The sequence below is a fragment of the Chryseobacterium sp. GVT01B genome (genome assembly GCF_019970045.1).
Taxonomy (GTDB): Bacteria; Bacteroidota; Bacteroidia; order Flavobacteriales; family Weeksellaceae; genus Chryseobacterium.
Genome location: NZ_JAHXYI010000002.1, coordinates 188,928 through 209,080, shown reverse-complemented (window position 1 = coordinate 209,080; position 20,153 = coordinate 188,928). Strand labels below are relative to the sequence as shown.

The 20,153-nt window shown below is 36.2% G+C and carries 20 protein-coding genes; 4 read left to right on the top strand and 16 right to left on the bottom strand.

Features of this window, described 5'->3' with window-relative positions:
* Positions 1-17 precede the first annotated feature (17 nt).
* The gene (locus LC457_RS04430) at positions 18-734 is read left to right on the top strand and encodes a DUF2490 domain-containing protein (RefSeq protein WP_223598783.1); all 717 of its coding nucleotides are present in this window, start codon (positions 18-20) and stop codon (positions 732-734) included.
* Here LC457_RS04430 and LC457_RS04425 read toward each other — a convergent pair.
* The 14 genes from LC457_RS04425 to LC457_RS04360 form a co-directional block, all read right to left on the bottom strand.
* On the bottom strand, positions 731-2,779 hold the full coding sequence (locus LC457_RS04425) for a M48 family metallopeptidase (protein WP_223598782.1): 2,049 nt from the start codon (positions 2,777-2,779) through the stop codon (positions 731-733). The genes LC457_RS04430 and LC457_RS04425 overlap by 4 nt on opposite strands.
* A gap of 11 nt (positions 2,780-2,790) precedes the next feature.
* Positions 2,791-3,237: a phosphohydrolase gene (locus LC457_RS04420; RefSeq protein ID WP_223598781.1), complete on the bottom strand. Its 447-nt coding sequence runs from the start codon at positions 3,235-3,237 to the stop codon at positions 2,791-2,793.
* Positions 3,238-3,317: 80 nt separating this feature from the next.
* Positions 3,318-3,653 carry a YegP family protein gene (locus tag LC457_RS04415; RefSeq protein WP_223598780.1) on the bottom strand — a complete coding sequence of 112 codons (336 nt, stop codon included), beginning with the start codon at positions 3,651-3,653 and terminating at the stop codon, positions 3,318-3,320.
* A gap of 28 nt (positions 3,654-3,681) precedes the next feature.
* Entirely contained in the window at positions 3,682-3,993 is a 312-nt protein-coding gene (locus LC457_RS04410; RefSeq protein ID WP_223598779.1) for a hypothetical protein, read from the bottom strand.
* A 206-nt stretch (positions 3,994-4,199) separates the two neighbouring features.
* Positions 4,200-5,975 (bottom strand): acyl-CoA dehydrogenase family protein, encoded by a 1,776-nt coding sequence (locus LC457_RS04405; protein ID WP_223598778.1) that lies wholly within the window; start codon positions 5,973-5,975, stop codon positions 4,200-4,202.
* Positions 5,976-6,086: 111 nt separating this feature from the next.
* Positions 6,087-6,455 (bottom strand): four helix bundle protein, encoded by a 369-nt coding sequence (locus LC457_RS04400; protein ID WP_223598777.1) that lies wholly within the window; start codon positions 6,453-6,455, stop codon positions 6,087-6,089.
* A 55-nt stretch (positions 6,456-6,510) separates the two neighbouring features.
* Positions 6,511-7,689, bottom strand: coding sequence for an acetyl-CoA C-acyltransferase (locus tag LC457_RS04395; RefSeq protein WP_223598776.1), 1,179 nt, complete (start codon positions 7,687-7,689; stop codon positions 6,511-6,513).
* 50 nt (positions 7,690-7,739) lie between these two features.
* Positions 7,740-8,093, bottom strand: coding sequence for a four helix bundle protein (locus LC457_RS04390; protein ID WP_223598775.1), 354 nt, complete (start codon positions 8,091-8,093; stop codon positions 7,740-7,742).
* Between the two features lie 39 nt (positions 8,094-8,132).
* Positions 8,133-10,526 (bottom strand): 3-hydroxyacyl-CoA dehydrogenase/enoyl-CoA hydratase family protein, encoded by a 2,394-nt coding sequence (locus tag LC457_RS04385; protein ID WP_223598774.1) that lies wholly within the window; start codon positions 10,524-10,526, stop codon positions 8,133-8,135.
* 54 nt (positions 10,527-10,580) lie between these two features.
* A complete protein-coding gene (locus LC457_RS04380; RefSeq protein ID WP_034694513.1) occupies positions 10,581-11,033 on the bottom strand; it encodes a MarR family winged helix-turn-helix transcriptional regulator in 453 nt (150 codons plus the stop codon).
* 165 nt (positions 11,034-11,198) lie between these two features.
* A complete protein-coding gene (locus LC457_RS04375) occupies positions 11,199-12,122 on the bottom strand; it encodes an ABC transporter ATP-binding protein (RefSeq protein WP_223598773.1) in 924 nt (307 codons plus the stop codon).
* A 98-nt stretch (positions 12,123-12,220) separates the two neighbouring features.
* The gene (locus tag LC457_RS04370; protein WP_223598772.1) at positions 12,221-12,598 is read right to left on the bottom strand and encodes a GxxExxY protein; all 378 of its coding nucleotides are present in this window, start codon (positions 12,596-12,598) and stop codon (positions 12,221-12,223) included.
* 342 nt (positions 12,599-12,940) lie between these two features.
* Positions 12,941-13,912, bottom strand: a complete 972-nt coding sequence (locus LC457_RS04365; RefSeq protein ID WP_223598771.1) for an iron ABC transporter permease — start codon at positions 13,910-13,912, stop codon at positions 12,941-12,943.
* 25 nt (positions 13,913-13,937) lie between these two features.
* Entirely contained in the window at positions 13,938-14,498 is a 561-nt protein-coding gene (locus tag LC457_RS04360) for a TlpA family protein disulfide reductase (protein ID WP_223598770.1), read from the bottom strand.
* 33 nt (positions 14,499-14,531) lie between these two features.
* Here LC457_RS04360 and LC457_RS04355 point away from each other — a divergent pair, with 33 nt between their 5' ends.
* Positions 14,532-15,656, top strand: a complete 1,125-nt coding sequence (locus LC457_RS04355) for a ferredoxin--NADP reductase (protein ID WP_223598769.1) — start codon at positions 14,532-14,534, stop codon at positions 15,654-15,656.
* A 56-nt stretch (positions 15,657-15,712) separates the two neighbouring features.
* On the top strand, positions 15,713-16,270 hold the full coding sequence (locus LC457_RS04350; RefSeq protein ID WP_374200534.1) for a vancomycin high temperature exclusion protein: 558 nt from the start codon (positions 15,713-15,715) through the stop codon (positions 16,268-16,270).
* Here LC457_RS04350 and LC457_RS04345 read toward each other — a convergent pair.
* Entirely contained in the window at positions 16,267-18,876 is a 2,610-nt protein-coding gene (locus LC457_RS04345; protein ID WP_223598768.1) for a BamA/TamA family outer membrane protein, read from the bottom strand. The two genes, LC457_RS04350 and LC457_RS04345, sit on opposite strands and share 4 nt — an antisense overlap.
* On the opposite strand from LC457_RS04345, the gene LC457_RS04340 reads away from it, so the two are divergent.
* Positions 18,862-19,587, top strand: coding sequence for an RNA methyltransferase (locus LC457_RS04340; protein ID WP_223598767.1), 726 nt, complete (start codon positions 18,862-18,864; stop codon positions 19,585-19,587). The genes LC457_RS04345 and LC457_RS04340 overlap by 15 nt on opposite strands.
* Before the next feature lie 65 nt (positions 19,588-19,652).
* Here the strand turns inward: LC457_RS04340 and LC457_RS04335 are convergent, their stop codons facing one another.
* Positions 19,653-20,153: a phosphoribosyl-ATP pyrophosphatase gene (locus tag LC457_RS04335; protein ID WP_223598766.1), complete on the bottom strand. Its 501-nt coding sequence runs from the start codon at positions 20,151-20,153 to the stop codon at positions 19,653-19,655.

Sequence of the window (20,153 nt, the reverse complement as noted above, 5' to 3'; positions counted from 1 at the left end):
ATTTGCAAAAATTTTTTATGAAACGTCTTATAGGCCTAGGTTTACTACTTGGAATTTCTTTTTTTAAAGCACAGGAACATATTTCCAGCTTCAATGCAGTGACTCTGACCTATAAGTTTCATCCGAAATTTTTCCTTTACGCAGAAGGGCAGATGCGTGGTAATGAAGATTATACCTACCCTGATTATTACGAGATAAAAGGGGGAATAGGGTATAATCTTACCAAAAACCATAAGCCTTTCGTTGGGTTGGGAAGATATGTCAACTATAAAGAGCACAGTTTAAGCAGAGAAGAGTTCAGAGTATGGCTTCAGGATGTCATTGATATTAAAAAAGGCATCGTAAAGTTTGAAAACCGTTTTCGTGTTGAAAAAAGCTGGTTCTATGAGCCAAAGACAGATGTTACTTCCCAGAGAATGCGTTACAGATACCGTTTGAATGTAAGTGTTCCTTTAAATTCCAAAACAATTAAGAAAGGAACGGTCTTCGCTAATGCATATGACGAAATCTTCTTTGTAAGCCCAATGAAGCCTAGTTTTGCCAGAAACAGAGTGTATGGCGGGTTTGGCTATCAGATTGATGATTATTTTGGAATCGTGAGCGGATATCTTTGGCAGCGTGAATTTGAAGCGAAAGGGAACAAAAATTTACATTTCGTTTACCTTGCGTTAAATATCAACATTGATGGAACGGATCATCATACGAAGACTTACGATTTCCCTGGTGCGGATTAATTCTTATTTAAACCGGACTGAAAATTTAATAAATCCAGCTTAGAGTTAAGATAGTGATCGCTGAGTAATGCCCGGTATTTTTCAATCAGCAGGGATACAGCACTTACCTCATGTTCAAGATATTTGTCTTTATTGAAGTAAATGTATTCGGAATCTACAAATTCCTGGAAAAGGATTTTATCTTCATCACTTAAGGCTTCCTTATAAGCTGAGTTTTCAAGAAGTTCTCTGGTTTTTTGTTTAAAAGGTTCTTCTGCTTTTAATAACTTAGCTCTATGTTTACGGATTTCTTCAAAGGGTAAAGTGACTGCCATAAACTGCAGGTATACCGTAAATTCATTAAGACTTTTCTGATAATCGTCAAATTCTCTGTCAATAACTGCCAGTTTCTTATACTTGGCAAGCAGGTCTTTTTTCAGATCCTCATCAGAAATATGGTAATAATGCTGAAAGATAGCTTTGTCATTTTCAAGAAGCTCTTCCTGTACCTTTTTCAGTTCATTTTCAAGACCAGGAATAAGTTTTCTGGCATCCTTTGCTTTGTATAGACTGCCATCAAATCTGAAGGTTTTTATTTCTTTCGGATAGGTCGCCAGATATTGCAGAGTCTGTATGTCACTCTCTATTCCGGATTTTTCGTGGACCAGAGATACTTTTTTGTCACTGAAAAGTTCTGATGCATGATGAGGTGAGGAACCTGAAATTACAGCTTCAATATTTTCTACAATAGGATTATGCCTTTCGTAATATCCGTTAAAATCTGAACTGAAAGTTTTATAGGTGCTATCGTCCAGATAGAGTTGTATAAAGCTTTCATCATCTATCACTTCTCCTACATTTTTTACATTGCGTAAAGTGAGGAATTTTGACGTCATGATTTCGCAGATAGTATCAAAGCCACTGATGATCTCTTTTGCATACCTGTGGTCTGCAGCTGTATTCCTGGTTTCGTTTGTTTTAATCCGTTCAATTCTTTTTAAGATATCCGGATGTGAAGTCCATTGGTCTTCAATTTCTATTCTGGATTTATTATATCGGGTAAGATCTTCTGGATCTATTTTAGGAAGCCCGTTTACGTAGGGATGATTGTTTCTTTCGCATAAAATTTTCATTAAAGAAATCTGGTTCTTATAAAGATCTTTTGGAAGATATTTTTGCTGGCTTTCAACATAAAAATTAAAAGAATAATTAAAAGCCGCATCACTTAATTCCAGCCTTAACAGGGATGAAGTCTGCTCTTCAGGATTGGTAATAAAGGTTGAAATAGCATCTGCATGGTATTCCATTTCTCTTTGGAGAGAAGCATGGTTTTTGAAAAGAAAATTTGATATACTTTTAAGAACAGATTGAAATGCATTGATGAAACTGACCGATATCAGACCAAAAATTTTAAAAACAGCATTGCCTCCTGAAAATTCCAATATGAAATTTTCATACTCTTTATTATTGTAAACCGTTTCAAAGATTATTTTTTCAGCCTGATTCACATAGCCTCCCACTTTCATGCTTTTTTGAGAAAAATGTCCAAACTCATGGGCTAAAACGGATCTTAATTCTCCTACACTGGTTGAATTGATAAGTCCAACTCCAATCGTCAGATTTTTCTTTACCGGCAAAAACATACTCCAGAAAATAGAATTGTAGCTTACACTGGCATTCACATCGGGTGAAAGAAAAACTTTCTGCGGCGCTTTTACTTTGGTTTCAGCTACAATTTCATCAATAATGGCAAACAGCTCCGGCTGGTGGGATCTGTTGACTTCTATCAGATGACGGGTACTGTAATGTGTTTTTTTGAAAATAAATTTAACAAGAAATATAAATACAAAAATTCCAACACTTAGCAATCCTGCTGCACCAAAAACTGTAAAGTAATTGAGAGAAATACTTAACAGCTTTATTGCCCCGTATCCTAATAAGAATATCATCAGGAGTGAGGCGAGTATAAGTATCAGATAGATCAGGAAAAAAACTGAAATAGATACAATAGCAGAGACCAGCTTGGATTGATAAGCTGATGAAATTTTAGGTAGGTTATTAGTCATGTGTTTTTTTATTAATATTTCTCTATCAGATAACGATACGCTTTCAGATATTTGTTGAATCTTTTAATATCCTTAGGCGTAAGTTCCCTGTTGACTCTTCTAAGATCCATATTGTCACGAAGGTCATTCAGCTTTACCGCAACAGAGAGCAGAGATCTTTCTGTTCTTTTAATGAAATCATCATACTCTTCTTCTGGATCAAATTTGGTAAGACAGCTGATGGCGAAAATGATATATTCTGGAAACCCTTCAGACCTTAAATAATCCAGACTGAATTCTTCCGGATGATCTTCTACTACATCATGCAGTACACCAACTATTTTTTCGTCCAGTGTTTTACCATAATTCATCACACGCATTACGTGGGCTATGTATGGGGCATGGTATTTATCGGTTTGTCCTTTATGGGCTTTGTCGGCAATTTTGATTGCTCTATTCAGTAATTCTTCTTTTGTCATTTCTAATGAAAAATAGAGTACAAAAATAAAAAATGCCTTAAAAAAATAAGACATTTTTATTAAGATTATTTCAATTCATTTTAAAGATCCGCTTCATCCTCTACGTGGGCGTGTGGAGCATTGTTTTTTACAGATTCTATTCCGTTTTCCATGCCGTTGTCAGATTCATACATCTGGCTGGTTCCTATGATTTGTCCGTTTCCAGCCTTTAGATTGAAATAGCATCTGCCGTCATTGGCTGTATTTCTTTCAAATTTTGAATCTTCCTGTGAATAGGTCTTTACAGATCCTATTCCGTTTTCGCAGGATGGCCTAGTGCTGTAGCCCTGGCTGGTTAAAATAACCTGTCCGTTTCCTGCTTTGAGGTTAAACTGAAAGTCTCCGTTTGTTCTCTTAGAGATAATAAATTTTCCCATGTTTATCGTTTTTTGAATTTGTGTTGTGTTATTTGGAGGGTGTGAGTTTCTTCGGACTTACCTGGAACTTATCAGGCGTAATAGCGTTTAAAATTTTGTATTGCGAATAGTCCTTTGCAGGTTCTTTCAAAGCCAGATACATCATAGTATCATCAGGTTTCTTAATCAACATCTTATAAAGTTCTGTCCTGGGCTGATCTGATTTTAACGCAAAGTATCCGGGAAATTTTCCTTTGCTGATTATTTTTACGGTATCTGTTTTGGGAGTTGAAAGTAAGTTTTCCTTTTTTTGTGCTGTCAGAGCAGCAGATAAAAGGAGTAAGGGAAATAATGTCTTCATATTATGTTTTCGTGTTTTTATGGTTTTTAGTTATACTAAAATTAGCAAAAATTATTGAAATTTAAAGTTTTTTTTAATTTCAATTGATCATACCAATACTTTTTAAGTTTCATGGTCTGATATACTTAATGTTTGGTTTTATCATTTAAATATATAAAAAACGCCCCAAGATGAGGCGTTTTGAATCAAATTTATGTTGTTAAAGACTAATAAGCCCCTTTCTCGATATAGTGAGCCGCCACTTTTTCAGTTAACGCTACTACATTCGGGTGGTTGGTATACTTCGTGAATCTTCTTAATCCGGAAAGCATCATTCTCTGCTCGTCTCCTTCAGCGAAAGAAATGATTCCTTCTTTAGCCGCAGTGATGATTTTCTCAACAGCTTTGTAAAGGTTCAACTGAGCCATAGCTGCTTCTACAGAATCAGGAGAGAAATGTTTCTCTGCTCTTAATACTGCAGATTCTGCCATATAGATCTGGTTAAGGATTTCAGAAGCATTTAATAATAAGTGCTGCTGTTTTTCAATATCCATCATGAATTTCTGAAGTGCAGCTCCGGAAACCATCAGGAATACTTTCTTAAGATTTGCAATAATTGCTTTTTCCTCACTCATGAATTCTGAGTAATCAGGAACTTCAAATGAAGGGATACCCATCAATTCTTTGCTGATTGCCATTGCAGGAGATAAAAGATCCAATTCACCTTTCATTGCTCTCTTAATAAGCATTCCTACCGCTAATAATCTGTTGATTTCGTTGGTGCCTTCGTAGATTCTTGAAATCCTTGAATCTCTCCACGCAGCTTCCATTGGCGTATCTTCAGAGAATCCCATACCTCCGTAAACCTGGATTCCTTCGTCTGCAGTGTGCTGAGCAAGGTCAGAAACAAATACTTTAAGGATTGAACATTCTACCGCGAATTCTTCAACACCTTTCAATTCTGCTTCCTGGTGGCTTAATCCACCTGCTACCAATTCGTCTATTTTATCCTGAACGTTTTTAGCCGCTCTGTAAGAACCTGCCTCACTTACGAAAACTCCGGTTGCCATTTCTGCCAGTTTCTTTCTGATCGCTCCGAAAGTAGCAATAGAAACGCCAAACTGCTTTCTTTCGTTAGAGTACTGGATAGAGTGGTTTAAGATTCTTCTTTGTGCATCAAGACAAGCAGCAGCTAATTTGATACGGCCAACATTCAATGCATTTAAAGCGATCTTGAAACCGTTGTTTCTTTCCCCTAAAAGATTTTCTACAGGGATTTTCATATCATTGAAGAAAACCTGACGGGTAGAAGAAGCACGGATACCTAATTTATGCTCTTCTTCTCCGAAAGTTAAACTCTCAGGGTTTTCAAGCTCTGATCTGTTGATTACAAAACCTGTGATATTTTTATCATCATCAATTTTCGCGAATAATGTAAATGTATCTGCAAATCCTGCATTAGAGATCCACATTTTCTGTCCGTTGATGATATAATGTTTTCCGTCTTCAGAAAGTTTTGCTCTTGTTTTTCCTGAGTTGGCATCAGAACCTGCATCCGGCTCTGTCAGACAGTAAGCACCAAACTTTGTTCCTGTTGCTAAATCCGGAAGGTATTTTTTCTTCTGCTCTTCAGTTCCGTAAAGAACAATAGGAAGAGTCCCGATCCCCGTATGCGCTCCATAAGCCGTTGCTAATGAACCCGTAGTTCCGGAAATATAATCGCACGCAAGCATTGTTGTTACAAAGCCCATTCCAAGACCACCGTACTCTTCAGGAACAGCGATTCCCAACAATCCCATGTCACCCAATTTACGCATCGTCTCTTCAGTAAATGCATAATCTTTCTTTTCGAAACGCTCTCTCTGAGGAACTACCTCTCTGTCTATAAATTCTTTTGCTGAATCACGAAGCATCTTTTGCTCTTCATTCAGTTCTTCAATACTGAAAATTTCGTTTGCAGGAATTTGTTTGATTAGGAATTCCCCGCCTTTTAATGTAGCCATATGTTATTTTGTTATTTAATTTTTGAGACATTTAGATAATAGACAGATAGATGATAGACTTTTCATCCTTGTCTATTTTCTTTCGGTCTATTATCTCTTAGTCTTTTTTTCTTAGTCCCTGTTTAAAGTATTCTGAAATACCATTGTTGCTTTTTGAAATTCCTCAATCTTAGTTTCAAAGATTTCGGTTTTTTCAACAGATAAATATTTTCTATGATTTGCCAACAATATTTGTGTTTGCAATTCAAATGAAGAACCCAAAGAAATGTCTAAGAAATGACTAAAAGACTTATTTGTTCTGCTTGAACCTTCGGCTATATTTGATGGAATTGAGATTGCAGATCTGTCCATTTGACTTTTCAAACCGTATTTTTCATAAATTGGAAAAGTATCTGTAATATCTAAAGTTAATCTTGATAACTCCATACTCATTTGCCAAATTTTAAGCTTCTTAAAATTGTGCCTTTTAAAATCATTCATGCATTTCTTGTGTCTTTTACCTTCTATTATCTATCCGTCTATTCTCTATTCTCTATTAAAGTAGTTCAAAAATAGAAGCCGCTCCCTGTCCTGTTCCTACGCACATAGAAACCATTCCGTACTTGTTGCCGCGTTTTCTCATTTCGTCAAGAAGCTGAACCGTAAGTTTTGTTCCTGTACATCCAAGTGGGTGACCAAGGGCAATTGCTCCTCCGTTTACGTTTAGGATATCAGGATTTAAACCTAATTCTTTCTTGATAGCAACAGATTGAGATGCGAAAGCCTCGTTAAGCTCGATCAAGTCGATGTCTTTTAACTCTAATCCTGCTTGTTTCAAAGCTTTTGGAATAGCGTAAATAGGTCCCATACCCATGATTCTTGGCTCCAGTCCGGCAGCAGCATAAGCCACTAATCTTGCTTCAGGCTCCAAACCTAATTCTTTGACCATTTCCTCACTCATTACCATTACGAAAGCTGCTCCGTCACTCATCTGAGAAGAGTTTCCGGCTGTTACGCTTCCTCCGTTGGCAAATACAGGTCTTAATTTTGCTAAACCAGCTAATGAAGTGTCAGCTCTTGGTCCTTCATCTATTGAAAAATCAAACTTTTTAGTCTGCAGTTTCTGATTTTCGTCCAGGAAATTATATTCTACAGGAATCGGAACAATCTGGTTGGCAAATTTCCCTTCCTGATTTGCTTTTAAAGCCTTCATATGAGATTCAAAAGCAAATTGATCCTGTTCTTCTCTTGTAATGTTATACTGCTTTGCAACTTCTTCTGCTGTATAACCCATTCCCCAGTAATAATCAGGGTTTGTTTTTGCGATATCCGTTTCAGGAACCGGTTTATAACCTCCCATCGGGATATATGACATAGATTCTGTACCACCAGCGATGATACAATCCGCCATTCCAGCTTGAATTTTTGCAGAAGCAATAGCAATCGCCTCACTTCCGGAAGCACAGTATCTGTTTACGGTAACTCCCGGAACTTTATCTGTATTTAATCCCATTAAGGAGATCAGACGTGCAACGTTCAGCCCTTGTTCAGCTTCAGGCATTGCATTTCCTACGATAAGGTCGTCAATTCTGTTTTTATCTAATTGTGGTAGCTCGGCCATTAATTTTTCAATAACGGTAGCCGCCATGACATCAGGTCTTGTAAATCTTAAACTTCCTTTTGGAGCTTTTCCAACGGCAGTTCTGAAACCTTTTACTATGTATGCTGTTTTCATTTTTTCTTGTATTAAAGTATTTATGTAAAATGTATTTATGATTAAAATGTTTAAGTATTGAATTTCTGCTTCAACTTTGCCAGCATATTTTGTATATGCTTAATTTCTGAATAAATAATATTAAAATCATCATTTTTAAAGAAGTCCAAATCATTTGCAATTAATATCTGGGTTTCAAATTCAAATGAGGAGCTTAATGCTATATTTAAGAAATGTGAAAACTGAGCGTCTGTATCTCTGCCTGCTCCTTCAGCGATATTAGAAGGAATTGAATATAAACTTCTTCTTGACTGGGATGTCAATCCGAACATTTCATCTTTTGGAAAATTGATTGAAGCCAGATAAAATATTTTACAAAGCTTCATTGATTTTGTCCAGACTTCTAAATCTCTAAAATTATGCATCGTGAATACATTAATACTTTTTACATTTTACAAAAAAATCTAGTTTCTTAGCGGTTTTCCATTTTGTAACATGTACTGAATTCTTTCCAGAGTTTTTCTTTCACCACAAAGCTGAAGGAAGGTTTCTCTTTCAAGGTTCAATAAATATTGTTCTGTAACAACTGTTGGCTCAGACAGGTTTCCACCTACCATTACGTTGGCAAGTTTATCTGCAATCTTTTTATCATGTGCAGAGATAAAGTTTCCGGTTAACATCTGGTCAGTTCCTACGTAGAACATTCCTAATGCATCTTTACCAAGAACTTTTACTTTTTGCTCGATAGGTTGGGTATATCCTTGTTCTGCTAATAGCTTTGCTACTTTTTTAGCTTCGGCAATTTGTCTGTTTTTGCTTACGGAAACGATGTCTTTCCCTTTTTCAAGGATTCCCATATCATAAGCTTCATATGCTGACGTAGCTACTTTACCCATTGCGATGTTCATGAAAGCATCACGAAGTCTGTTATTTTTCACATCATCGTTGTGGAATTCTCTGGAAGTTCTTAAAGTCAGTTCTTTAGTACCTCCACCACCAGGGATTACACCAACTCCGGTTTCTACTAGTCCGATGTATGTCTCTGCGGCTGCAACCACTCGGTCTGCATGCATCGTCATTTCGCATCCTCCACCTAGCGTCATTCCGTGAGGAGCAACTACAACAGGAATAGAGGAGTAGCGTACTCTCATCATAGATTTCTGGAAATAAGCGATCGCCATATTCAAATCATCCCAATCCTGCTCGATAGCCATCATAAGGATCATGGCAAGGTTAGCTCCTACAGAGAAGTTAGCTCCCTGGTTTCCTACAACTAATCCATCGTATTCTTTTTCTGCTAAATCAATCGCTCTGTTTAATCCATCAAGGACTTCGCCTCCAAGAGAGTTCATTTTTGAACGGATCTCAAAGTTGATAATTCCATCTCCTAAATCTTCAATAGAAGCACCGGAATTGCTCCAAAGCGTTTTATTTTTTCTGATATTGTCTAAGATGATGAATGCATCCTGACCCGGGATTTTGTTGTATTCTCCTGAGTTTTTATCAACATAAATACTTTGTCCTTCATCATTAACTTTATAGAAGGTTTCTACGTTTTTCACCCAGTCTGAAACTTCGTATCCTGCATCTTTCGCAAGCTCTATACCTTTGGCAACACCTACAGCATCCCAGATTTCAAACGGTCCGTTTTCCCATCCGAAACCAGCTCTCATCGCGTCGTCAATTTTGTAAACCTCGTCAGAGATTTCAGGAACTTTGTGCGAAACATAAGCGAATAATGCTCCTAAAGATTTTCTGTACAGTTCACCCGCTTTATCTTTACCTCCGATCAGAACTTTAAATCTGTCGATTGGTTTGTCAATCGCTTTTGTTAATTCTAAAGTAGGGAACGATGATTTTCCTTGAAGTTCATACTCTAAAGTATCAAGGTTTAATCCGTGAATTTCAGATTTTCCTTCTGCATTTTTCACTTTTTTATAGAAACCTTGTTCCGTTTTTGAACCTAGCCATTTATTATCCATCATTTTCTGGATATAACCTGGAAGGGCAAATCCATCATTGAAATCGTTGGCTTCAGCGCCGCTCTGGCGAACTCCATTGGCAACCATTACCAAAGTGTCAAGACCTACAACGTCAGCTGTTCTGAATGTAGCAGATTTTGGACGTCCGATCACCGGACCAGTTAATTTATCAACATCAGAAACGGTAAGTCCTAATTTCTGTACATTGTGAAGAAGGTCCATCATAGAGAATACTCCGATTCTGTTGGCAATAAAAGCTGGAGTATCTTTTGCTAAAACGGTTGTTTTACCTAAGAATTTTGCTCCGTAATTCATATAGAAATCAATGATCTCAGGAGCTGTATCGTTAGTAGGGATAATCTCTAAAAGAGGAAGATATCTCACCGGATTGAAGAAGTGTGTCCCTGCGAAGTATTTTTTGAAATCTTCGCTTCTTCCTTCTGTCAGGAAGTGAATAGGAATACCGGAAGTATTAGAAGAAATCAATGTTCCCGGTTTTCTGAACTGTTCAATCTTTTCGTAAACAGACTTTTTGATATCAAGCCTTTCTACTACTACCTCAATGATCCAGTCCGTATTTTTTATTTTCGGCAAATCATCATCAAAGTTTCCGATTTTAATTCTGTCTGCAAACTTTGGTGAATAAAGAAGTGCAGGACTTGCTTTTTTAAGTTTTTCAAAGTTTTCGGAAGCAATTCTGTTTCTTACTACTTTGTCATCTTTGGTCAAACCTTTTTTCTGTTCAGCTTCAGTAAGTTCAAAAGGAACAATATCCAAGAGTGATACTTCAACACCGATGTTGGCGAAGTGAGCAGCGATACCGCTTCCCATAATTCCTGAACCAAGAACCGTTACATGTTTGATTCTTCTTTTCATATGTAAATTTTTATTTTTATAAGATTATATGATCCCCAAAGGTCTCATCATAATTTATTTTCTGTTGTTTAATAATTCGTTTGCTATTTTCATGATTTCGGTCATCACGTCTTTAAAAGCATCCAGCTTTTCGGGAGCAATTTTTTCCATCACCTTCTTGTTGAAGTTGACAACAACTTCTTTTGACATATTTCTGGAGTTTAATCCCTTATCTGTAAGCTTAATGATAACCTCTCTTTTATCAGTAGTTGTCTTTTCCTTATAGATATATCCGTTATCTTCCAGAAGTTTGATGATTCTCGTTAATGAAGTGGGTTCAATAGCCATCTTGGGACCAAGATTGGTACTTCGGGTTCCTTCTTTAGGGTCAATTTTAAGAAGAGTAAGGGCCTGTACCGCTGTGGAATCATGTTCCTGAGCGAGTTCTGTGTACATTTTAGAAACAGCCAACCAGGTCTGCTTTAAAATTAAATCTACGTTTTCTATTTTTTCCTTATTATTATCCATCATTTTTGCGCCAATGGTTTTACCCAAATATAATAAATATTATGCATGCATAGTATTTATTAACGTTAAATTTTGTTAATAACCTGATAATAAATAGATTAAATTGTATGATTAGCATAATACTATGCATGCATAGTATGTGGATTAATCAAAGAAAACCTAGTATTAATGAATGTTTGGAATTAAATTAATGATTTCTTCAAAAGATTCACATTGGTATTGGGATGAATCTTTAGTAATTACCCAAAAAGCATTCTGAAAGTCAAAATTAAGGGCGGATAGGTCTTTTGGGAAGTTTTTTTGAAGCAGAGAATACAGCATTTCCTTATGAAACTGCGGTGCCGAGATGAATGGCGGAATAAAAGTCTCATTGATTTGAAATAATGATGCATTGGTGAGTTCATCATGTTGGAGAAGAATATCCTCAACAATTCCTGAATACAGCTGTTTTTCCTTTACATACCATATTTTGTCTGCAAACTCTTTGGCCAATCTCCAGTCGTGGGAAGAAAACAGGATAAGTTTATTCTGTTCTTTAGCAAGTTTTCTTAAGGTTTTAAGAATAATAATCTTGTTTTTTTCGTCCAGATGGGTAGTGGGTTCATCCAGAATAATAATGGGAGAATTCTGGGTTATCGCCCGTCCGATAAAAGCTTTCTGAAGGTTTCCGTCCGACAGGTTTTTAAGAAGGGTATATCTGTATTGATTTAAATCCAGTTCTTCAATGATGTGTGCAACTTCCTCACGGTCTTCTTTTTTTAGCTCAAAATAAAAAGGGTAGTAGATGTATTTTCCAAGAGAAATAAGATCTTCAACGGTATAATGCTGCGGAATAATTGATTTTGAAAAAACAATAGCAATATTCTCAGCAATTTCTTTTACAGAAAGACTTTTTACATTTTTTCCATTAATAGAAATTTCCCCATTCAGTAAAGGGAGTTGGTGCAGAATAGATTTGATCAGCGTTGTTTTTCCTACACCATTATTTCCAATCAGCAGGCATACGTCACCAAGCTTCAAGTCCGCATTGGCATTGGAGATTAAAGTTGTTTTGTAGCCGATATTTGCCTGTTTGATCTGTAGGTGCATGTTTTTGTTGGTTATACGCGAAGACGCAAATTGTTTTACAAAAATAATGTTTTAAGGCGCAAGGAATTTGACTTTGTTAAATTTTTATCCTGTTTATTTTATAAGTTGTTTACAATTCTTGTTACTCCATTTTTGAAAATATCAGATTGAAAATTGAGCAATAGCCCCAATTTACAGTTTGTCATTTTTAAATAGGTTAAAAGCTGTGCTTTGTGAGCGGGCGATATATATTCAACAGTTTTTATCTCCAGAATTACTTTGCTTTCAACTATTAGATCAAGTTTAAAAGCATTGTCTATTTTCAAATCTTCATAAATAATAGGAAGTAATTTTTGCTTTTCTACATGAATGCCTGATTTTGTTAGTTCATAGAACATACATTCTTCATATACATGTTCAAATAGCCCCGCTCCAAGCTTTTTATGAATCTTTAATCCTGCTTCAAAAACTACTTTTGATAATTCATTTTCTGTCATTTGTGGTGTTTTATTAAGTTTAAATATATGAATAGTTGTTTAATAATTACAATGACTTTTATTAATGATTTGCGTTTTAGAACGTAGTAAAAAATAATTGTTCTTATAAAGTGTGGCTTGTATGCCTATTGATGCGAAATGTTGGGTAAACGCAAAGGCGCAAAATTTCTTAATGCAATTTGCATATTTTAAGGCGCAAGAAAATTAAAGATTTTCAGCAAGTGTTTAAAGATGTTTATGGTCTAGAATATGCAGTGTTAAATTTTATCGTAGATAAAATCTTTGCGCCTTAAAACATGATGTGGGTAAGTAAATTGCGTCTTTGCGTTTCCAACAAAAAACCTATACCTTATTCTGTTTCAGAAGCATCATCAGAATCACAGGAATCCCAAATACAGAACTTATCACATTCAGAGGAATCTGTGTTTTTTCCGCAATAACTGAGAATAGCAGCATGATCAGCATTCCCAGAAACATATTAAGAATCCACTGCTGCCAAAGTTTTGAAGGATTATAAACGAGTCTGCAGAAGTGAGGAACAATAATTCCTATAAAGAGAATTGGTCCCAGAAATGCCGTAATAGAAGCTGAAAGGAGAGAAGAAGCAACTATTATTAAAAGCTTCAGCTGTTTCAGATTTACACCTAAACTTTGTGCATAGGAACTGCCGAGAGAGTTTCCAATAAGTGGTTTTATGGCTCTGAAACAGATAAATGTCCCAATTAACACCAAAACAAACAATACATAGATCTGGTTTCTGGTCACCATGTTATTGGCTCCGAAAGACCATAATATATAGTTTTTCAAGCTTTGATTCTCTGCATAAAACTGAAGTAATGATACAATGGCTCCGGCAAAAGCTGAGACAAGAAATCCAAAAATAATAAGATAAGATTTGTCCTGAAATCTGTTAGACATCGACAATAATATCAGCATCAGAAGTAAACTTCCTCCAATAGCTGATAAACTGAGGAAACTGTTTTGTAAAAACTCTGGAAGTAAAATATCGTGGGAAAAGAAAATATAAAAGGCGACAGACAAGCTGGCTACCGAAGTAATTCCCAATATATCAGGTCCTGCCAACGGATTTTGAAAATATTCCTGCATCAGAAAACCTGAAGTAGGAATTGAAATTCCGGCTAACATCATTACAAGAACACGATTGATGCGGATTTCAGCAATTTGATTATGATCAGAATTCTGGAAAAAATCCAGAAAATCTAAACTTAAAAATCCTGTATTCAGATTGATGACCGCACTCATAATAATGGCAATCACGAATAGCAAACACAGGATTTTAAATCTTTTTGACATGATTCAGAAAGAGTTCAGTCTATTTTTATTGTAAGAAAGAATCGATTTTTGAATTTAATACATCTTCCGTCATCATTCCCAGATATTCATCGGTTTTATCTCCTTTTCTCATAAAAGTAAAAGGAATAGAACCTCCGTCCCATTGTTTGAAATTGGAAGTGAAGAAATTTTGATCCAGTTTTTGTCCATCCAGTAAGATCACACTTTTTCCCAGCTTATTTTCTGTTGCAAAATTCTTTACAGCATCAGCCCAGTCAGCTTTATCATCAAGGTTGATGAAAGTGAATTTTACGGGTTTACCCTTCAGTTCCTCCATTTTACTTTTAAAACTTGGAATTTCTCTCATACATGGTCCGCACCAGGTTGCAAAAAAGTTAGTGACATATAAAGTATCATTATTTTTTGCTAAATACTGACTTACATTTTCAGGAGAAAGTTCTTTGGGAACATACGTACTTTCCTCAGCACCCGTAGGTTGGGCTACAGAAACAGAATCTGAAGCTGCTGTATTTTCGGTTTTCTGACCTTCTTTTTTACAGCTGTACAATGCAGTAAGGAGTAACGTGGATAAAATTATCTTCTTCATAAATTATTTTTTATCTATTTTTGAATTGAAGTTATGGAACAACAAATCTATAAAGGGAAACTGATACAGTTTCATCCGTTAAAAATAGCGAAAAAGGAAGAGCTGACCAAAAATACTTTTTCTCTGGAGTTTGATATTCCTGAGAATTTAAAGGAAAATTTCAGGTTTGAAGCCGGGCAGTTTGTCAGTATAAGATTTCAGGCACATGGTAAAGAGGTTATTAATGATTATTCAATGACTTCGGCTCCCTATGAAGGTAAAATATGTCTGGGGATAAAAGTTAATTCCGTTGAAGGGGCTACTTCGCAATTATTTCAAAACTATAACGCTGGTGACGAACTATGGGTGAGTGAACCCGCAGGAAGATTTACCATCGTATCCAAACCCAGTGAATTCAGGACGATTGTAGCTTTTGCTGCCGGCATTGGAATTACCCCGATTCTGAGCCATTTTAAAAATATTCTTCACAACGAACCCAGAACACGGTTATTTTTATTTTTTGGAAATAAAAGTTCTGACGATCTGGTGTATCGGGACCAGCTGGATAATCTTGCCAGAACTTGTGGTGACAGACTTCAGATTTTTTACTTCTTCTCGCAGGAGAAAACAGGAGATCAGTTTTTTTATGGCAGATTGGATGCCAAGAAATTAAATCTTATCATTAATCAGATTCTTCATCTGGATGATACAGACGAAGAATCTACGATCTGGGATGCGGTGGACGAAGTGCTGATCTGTGGGAAAGGAGAAATGATAAAAACACTGGCCAATGCCTGCTATCACCATGGAATTCCGAAAAAGAACATCCATTTTGAACTTTTTGAAGAATTCAATGATGATATTTATCCTGTAGAAAAAGAATTTCCTCTGATTGAAGATATAGAAGTTGAATTTACCATGCTTGGAAAAAAATATACTACTCATCTTCCTGATAACAAGGATAAAATCCTGCAGCAGCTTTTGATTCAAAAGTTTCCGGTTCCTTATTCGTGTAAGTCCGGAATTTGTGGAAGTTGTGAATGTTCTTTGGAAGAAGGTGAAGTAGAACTTCTTGAAAATGAATATCTTACTGAAAAAGAGGAAGAGCAGGGGCACATATTAGCTTGTATGTCTATTGTGAAAAGTAAAAAAATAAAGCTTAACTTTGATCTTAGTTGAGAGTTATTAGGAACATATTTAACCTGGGCTTTATATCATTGGAATTAGGAATTCTGATGATATGCTTCTGTAATGTGTGGGTTTTCGGGCTTACCAACGGGAGAACCTATACTAAAATCTCAAAAATCCCACCAAGAGAAGTAGCATTGGTTTTGGGAACATCTCCGAAAATGAGATCCGGAAAATCTAATCCCTATTTTACGAAAAGAATGGATGCTGCGGCTCTTCTTTATCATCATGGGAAGATCAAGAAAATTATAGTGAGCGGGGAGAAGAGTACAGGTTACAATGAGCCGAGAGCAATGAAAAATTATCTGGTTTATCTGGAAGGGGTTCCTGAAGATATTATTGTGGAAGACCCGAAAGGTTTCAATACCTATAAAAGTATTCTCCGTTGTAAGGATGTATATAAAAAGAAGAATGTCATTATTGTATCTCAGGGATATCACAACCTTAGGGCTTTGTTTTTTGCGAGAAATAATGATATGAATGCTTTGGGATTTGATGCTCAGGATGTCACAAAGTCCGAAAGTTTCTACAGAAACCAGACGAGGGAAATCCTCGCCCGTGTGATTGCTGTAGTCTATTTTATTTTAGGCGTTTCTCCAGATTAGAAAGGATATCCGAACGCGATATTAACAGTAGGTTTAAAAGGCTGGATATATTTAAATCTCCATCGGTCTCCATCAGGTTTATTCGGGTCATAGATCTTATAAGCAAGGTCAATTCTGGCCGTTACATAGGCGATATTAACCCTTAATCCGAATCCACTTCCGATACCTACCTGCTTCAGGAACTTATTGAATTTAAACTCGTCCCCATATCCGTCATTATAGTTACGAAGACTCCATGTATTTCCTATATCGGTAAATAAAGCTCCCTCATAAGTCTTATTGAATGGAATTCGGTATTCAATATTGGTGGTAAGCTTCAAATTATCTGTCATGTAAGTACGTACTCTTTCATCCACCTGAGAATCTGCAGGACCTAACCCTCCAAATGCCACCCAGGCTCTGATATCGTTGGAACCTCCATTAAAATATGATTTGATAATAGGCATATCCTGAGAATTTCCATATGGTATTCCAACCCCGATAAACTGGCGAAGTACCAATGTCTGGTTTCCATTGAATTTAAAATACTTTCTGGCATCAATATCAAATTTTATAAACTGTGCATATGGAAGTCCGAAAATGGTTTTTTGAGGACCGGTAACAACACCTCCGTCGTTATCCTTTTTATTGAATAAGCTTAAAATATTACCTGCAAGCTCAACTTTCCCATTGAAATAAAAGGCATTTGGATATTCTTTTTTCCCGATTTCACTGTATACAAAGTTATAAATCATGGAAGAAATAAGCACATCCTGCGTCTGTCTGTCTTTGTTCACCAAAGTTCCTGTAAATGCTGTTAAAAGATCTCTTCCCTGCTGATCGAGACTTCCACGGTAAGCATCATTCTCAATAATCTTTTTGGAAACTTCATCTACACTGAGTTTTCCATCTTTATAATCTTGTCCGGTTTGCGCAGTTTCCGGGTTAAACATAAAATAATTTCCGAAAACTTCATCTTTTACTCTTCCGTCATTCACAAAGTAATCGTAGTAGGCATCTTTATTTTTTGTCAGACTGACCTGAGTATTGAATAAAGTAAGCTTGTGATACACCTGATCATTAACACTTGCCTGATAGTTCAGCCCCGTATTGAAAATCAGCCTTCCCAAACCGATATTATTCTGTATGGATGCCCCCAACAAAATAGATGAAGTAGGCGTATATCGCTTAGGAATGAATTTATAGTAATTAAAAGGAAGCAAAAGCCTCGGGAAATTCAAAGATGCCTGAGCTGATATCTCATAAGCGGCAACTCTTTTATCAATATCTTTGGTACTTCTGATCGATCCAAATGTCCCTGAAAGGCTTGTGGAAAGGTTTTCTGCCCCTCTGAAAACGTTTCGGGTAGTAAGGTCCACAGAAGGAGAGATACCGAGATTCAAGACCTGAGAATAATTGATATCTGTTCCCAGTTTAAATTCGTACTTCGGAAGCGGTTTTAATACATATAATAAATCAACAATACTGTCGTTAGGTGAAGACATTCCTCCTTGTCTCAGGGAATCTCTGGCCTTAACGATGCTGAAATTGTTCATGGCCAAAAGGTTTCTCTTGGTTACATCAAGCTTAGTCTGATCAAAAACCTTTTTACTGTCCGGAATAATAGCTCTCCATATAGATGAAAGTTTATATTTGTCATTCATCGTATGGAACCTTATTCTTCTTAAGCTGTCTTTTTTTGTATTTTTAGGGTAATCACCAGGCTCATCTACAATGGCAACATCTATATTTCCGAAAGTTGAAATCTTATAAGGTGTATCCAGAGAGTCTTTATGGATTTCCAGTGTTAAAGGAATCTGCTTTCTGCTTTTAAGAGAATCTGCCACAAAATATACCTCATCATTCGAGGCGTTGAATCTGTAGAAACCAAACTCTCTCATCATATCAGTAATTCGGGTTACCTCTCTCTCAAGAACGGTCTGGTCAAGTATCTGCCCGGATCTCACAAGACTTTTGTTCAGATTATAGTTGTAGTAGCCTTTGATACCCTGATCCGGAATATTGTAAAAATAATCCTTGATCATGGTAGGATCGTTATGTTTAATAGAATAATTAACGGTTGCTTTTTTTGAAACAGAGTCCAGGCTATGTTTAAAGGTTACGTCTGCATCCCAATATCCTCTGTAAGTAAGTCTTTTTTTAATAGACTCAGCACTTTTTTCACTTCTGGTCTGATCAAGAATTACCGGTGGTGTTCCCCAATTATGCAGTAAACGATCAAACAGCAGGCTTTTTCCGACACTGCTTTTCATATCATATTTAAGGAATAAAGAGTCTCTCAGCTTCTGATTTCTCATCTCACCGGGATAAGTCATGTATTCATTAAGTATCGTATCATATTTCGGATCAGCCATATTGTACAGAAGAAGACTTAATGGCATGAAAAGGAATTGCTTTTTATTGGGCTTTTGCTGAATATAATCTTTCAGTTCCTCATCGAAAAATTCTTTCTTATCCTCGAACCCTAATGTGTTCTTGGTAAGCAGGTATTCGCCTTCAGGAACTTTTTTTGTCGTACTACAAGCATAAAGGAGACCAACAAATGTTGCAAATGAGATAATTTTATAATATTTTTGAGGAGAATTCTTATAATGCTTACAGCTCATACAATAAAAGTTTTACAATCTTTAGATAAAAAGAAGTTCAGACAAAAATACAATTTGTTTTTGGTTGAAGGTAATAAAATCATTTGTGAACTTTTTAATTCTAACTTTAAAGTTAAAGAAATATTTTCAACCGATCCACAAAAATTGGACCGTACTGATATTCCCGTTATCCATATCTCTGAAAATGAATTAAAAAAAATCAGTTTTCTTAAAACGCCAAAAGATTCCGTAGCGGTATGCTATCTTGCCGAGGAAGAAAAATTGACGGATAAGAATATACAGCTGGTTTTGGATGGAATACAGGATCCCGGAAATTTAGGGACCATTATACGACTGGCAGACTGGTTCGGGATAGAACAAATCATCTGCAGTGAAGATACCGTAGATGTCTACAATCCAAAAGTGATTCAGGCAACTATGGGCTCTTTTACAAGGGTTAATGTAGTGTATACTGATCTTGTGGAATATCTTTCTGCAACGGAAAATATAAATATCGGAACCGATATGGAAGGGGAGAACATCTACACGTTTGAGAAACCTGAAAAAATCAATCTGATCTTAGGAAATGAAGGGAATGGAATGAGACCGGAAACTGAAAAGCTTTTACAAAAAAGTATCAGTATTCCAAGATTTGGAAAATCCCAGTCTACAGAAAGCCTGAATGTTTCAATGGCTGCGGGGATTATTTTAGGTCAGTTATTTTCAAAATAATTTAGAAATTAGGGCCTAGGAGGTGAAAATGTAAAACTATTTTCTAAATCCTAAGCCCTAATTCCTTAAATCAGTTGTTCCATACTGGAAACACTTTTATTTTTCTGATAAACCTCCATTTTTTTTCTGACATACTTCAATGCTATAGGCGCAAGGTAGATCAATGCAGCACCAATCAGCTTTTTCTTCCAGTTGGAGCTTTTCATGTTCTTTTTGGCGTAATTTCCTACAATAGCGGTAACTCCTAGTTTAACAAGGCTGTCTGTAATATTTCCACCTTTGAAAGCAGAGCTTGCAATTCCTACAGCGGTATTTTTGTTAATCAACAAATCTTTTACTTCTGAGGTAAGCTGCTTGGCAATGATGTCCTTTCTGAGAACTACTTTTTCATCACCGTCTTCATCTATTTTTTCCTGAAGGTACTGATCACTTAATCCGTTGGTAAATGCACTCAGGCTTTCCTTCGTATTTTTGAAGGTAAGAAGATTCTCCAGATCACTTATTTCACCTTGAAGCAGTTTTTTCTTTCTTCTTAATTCTTCTATGCTCTCGTATTTTCTGCCCAT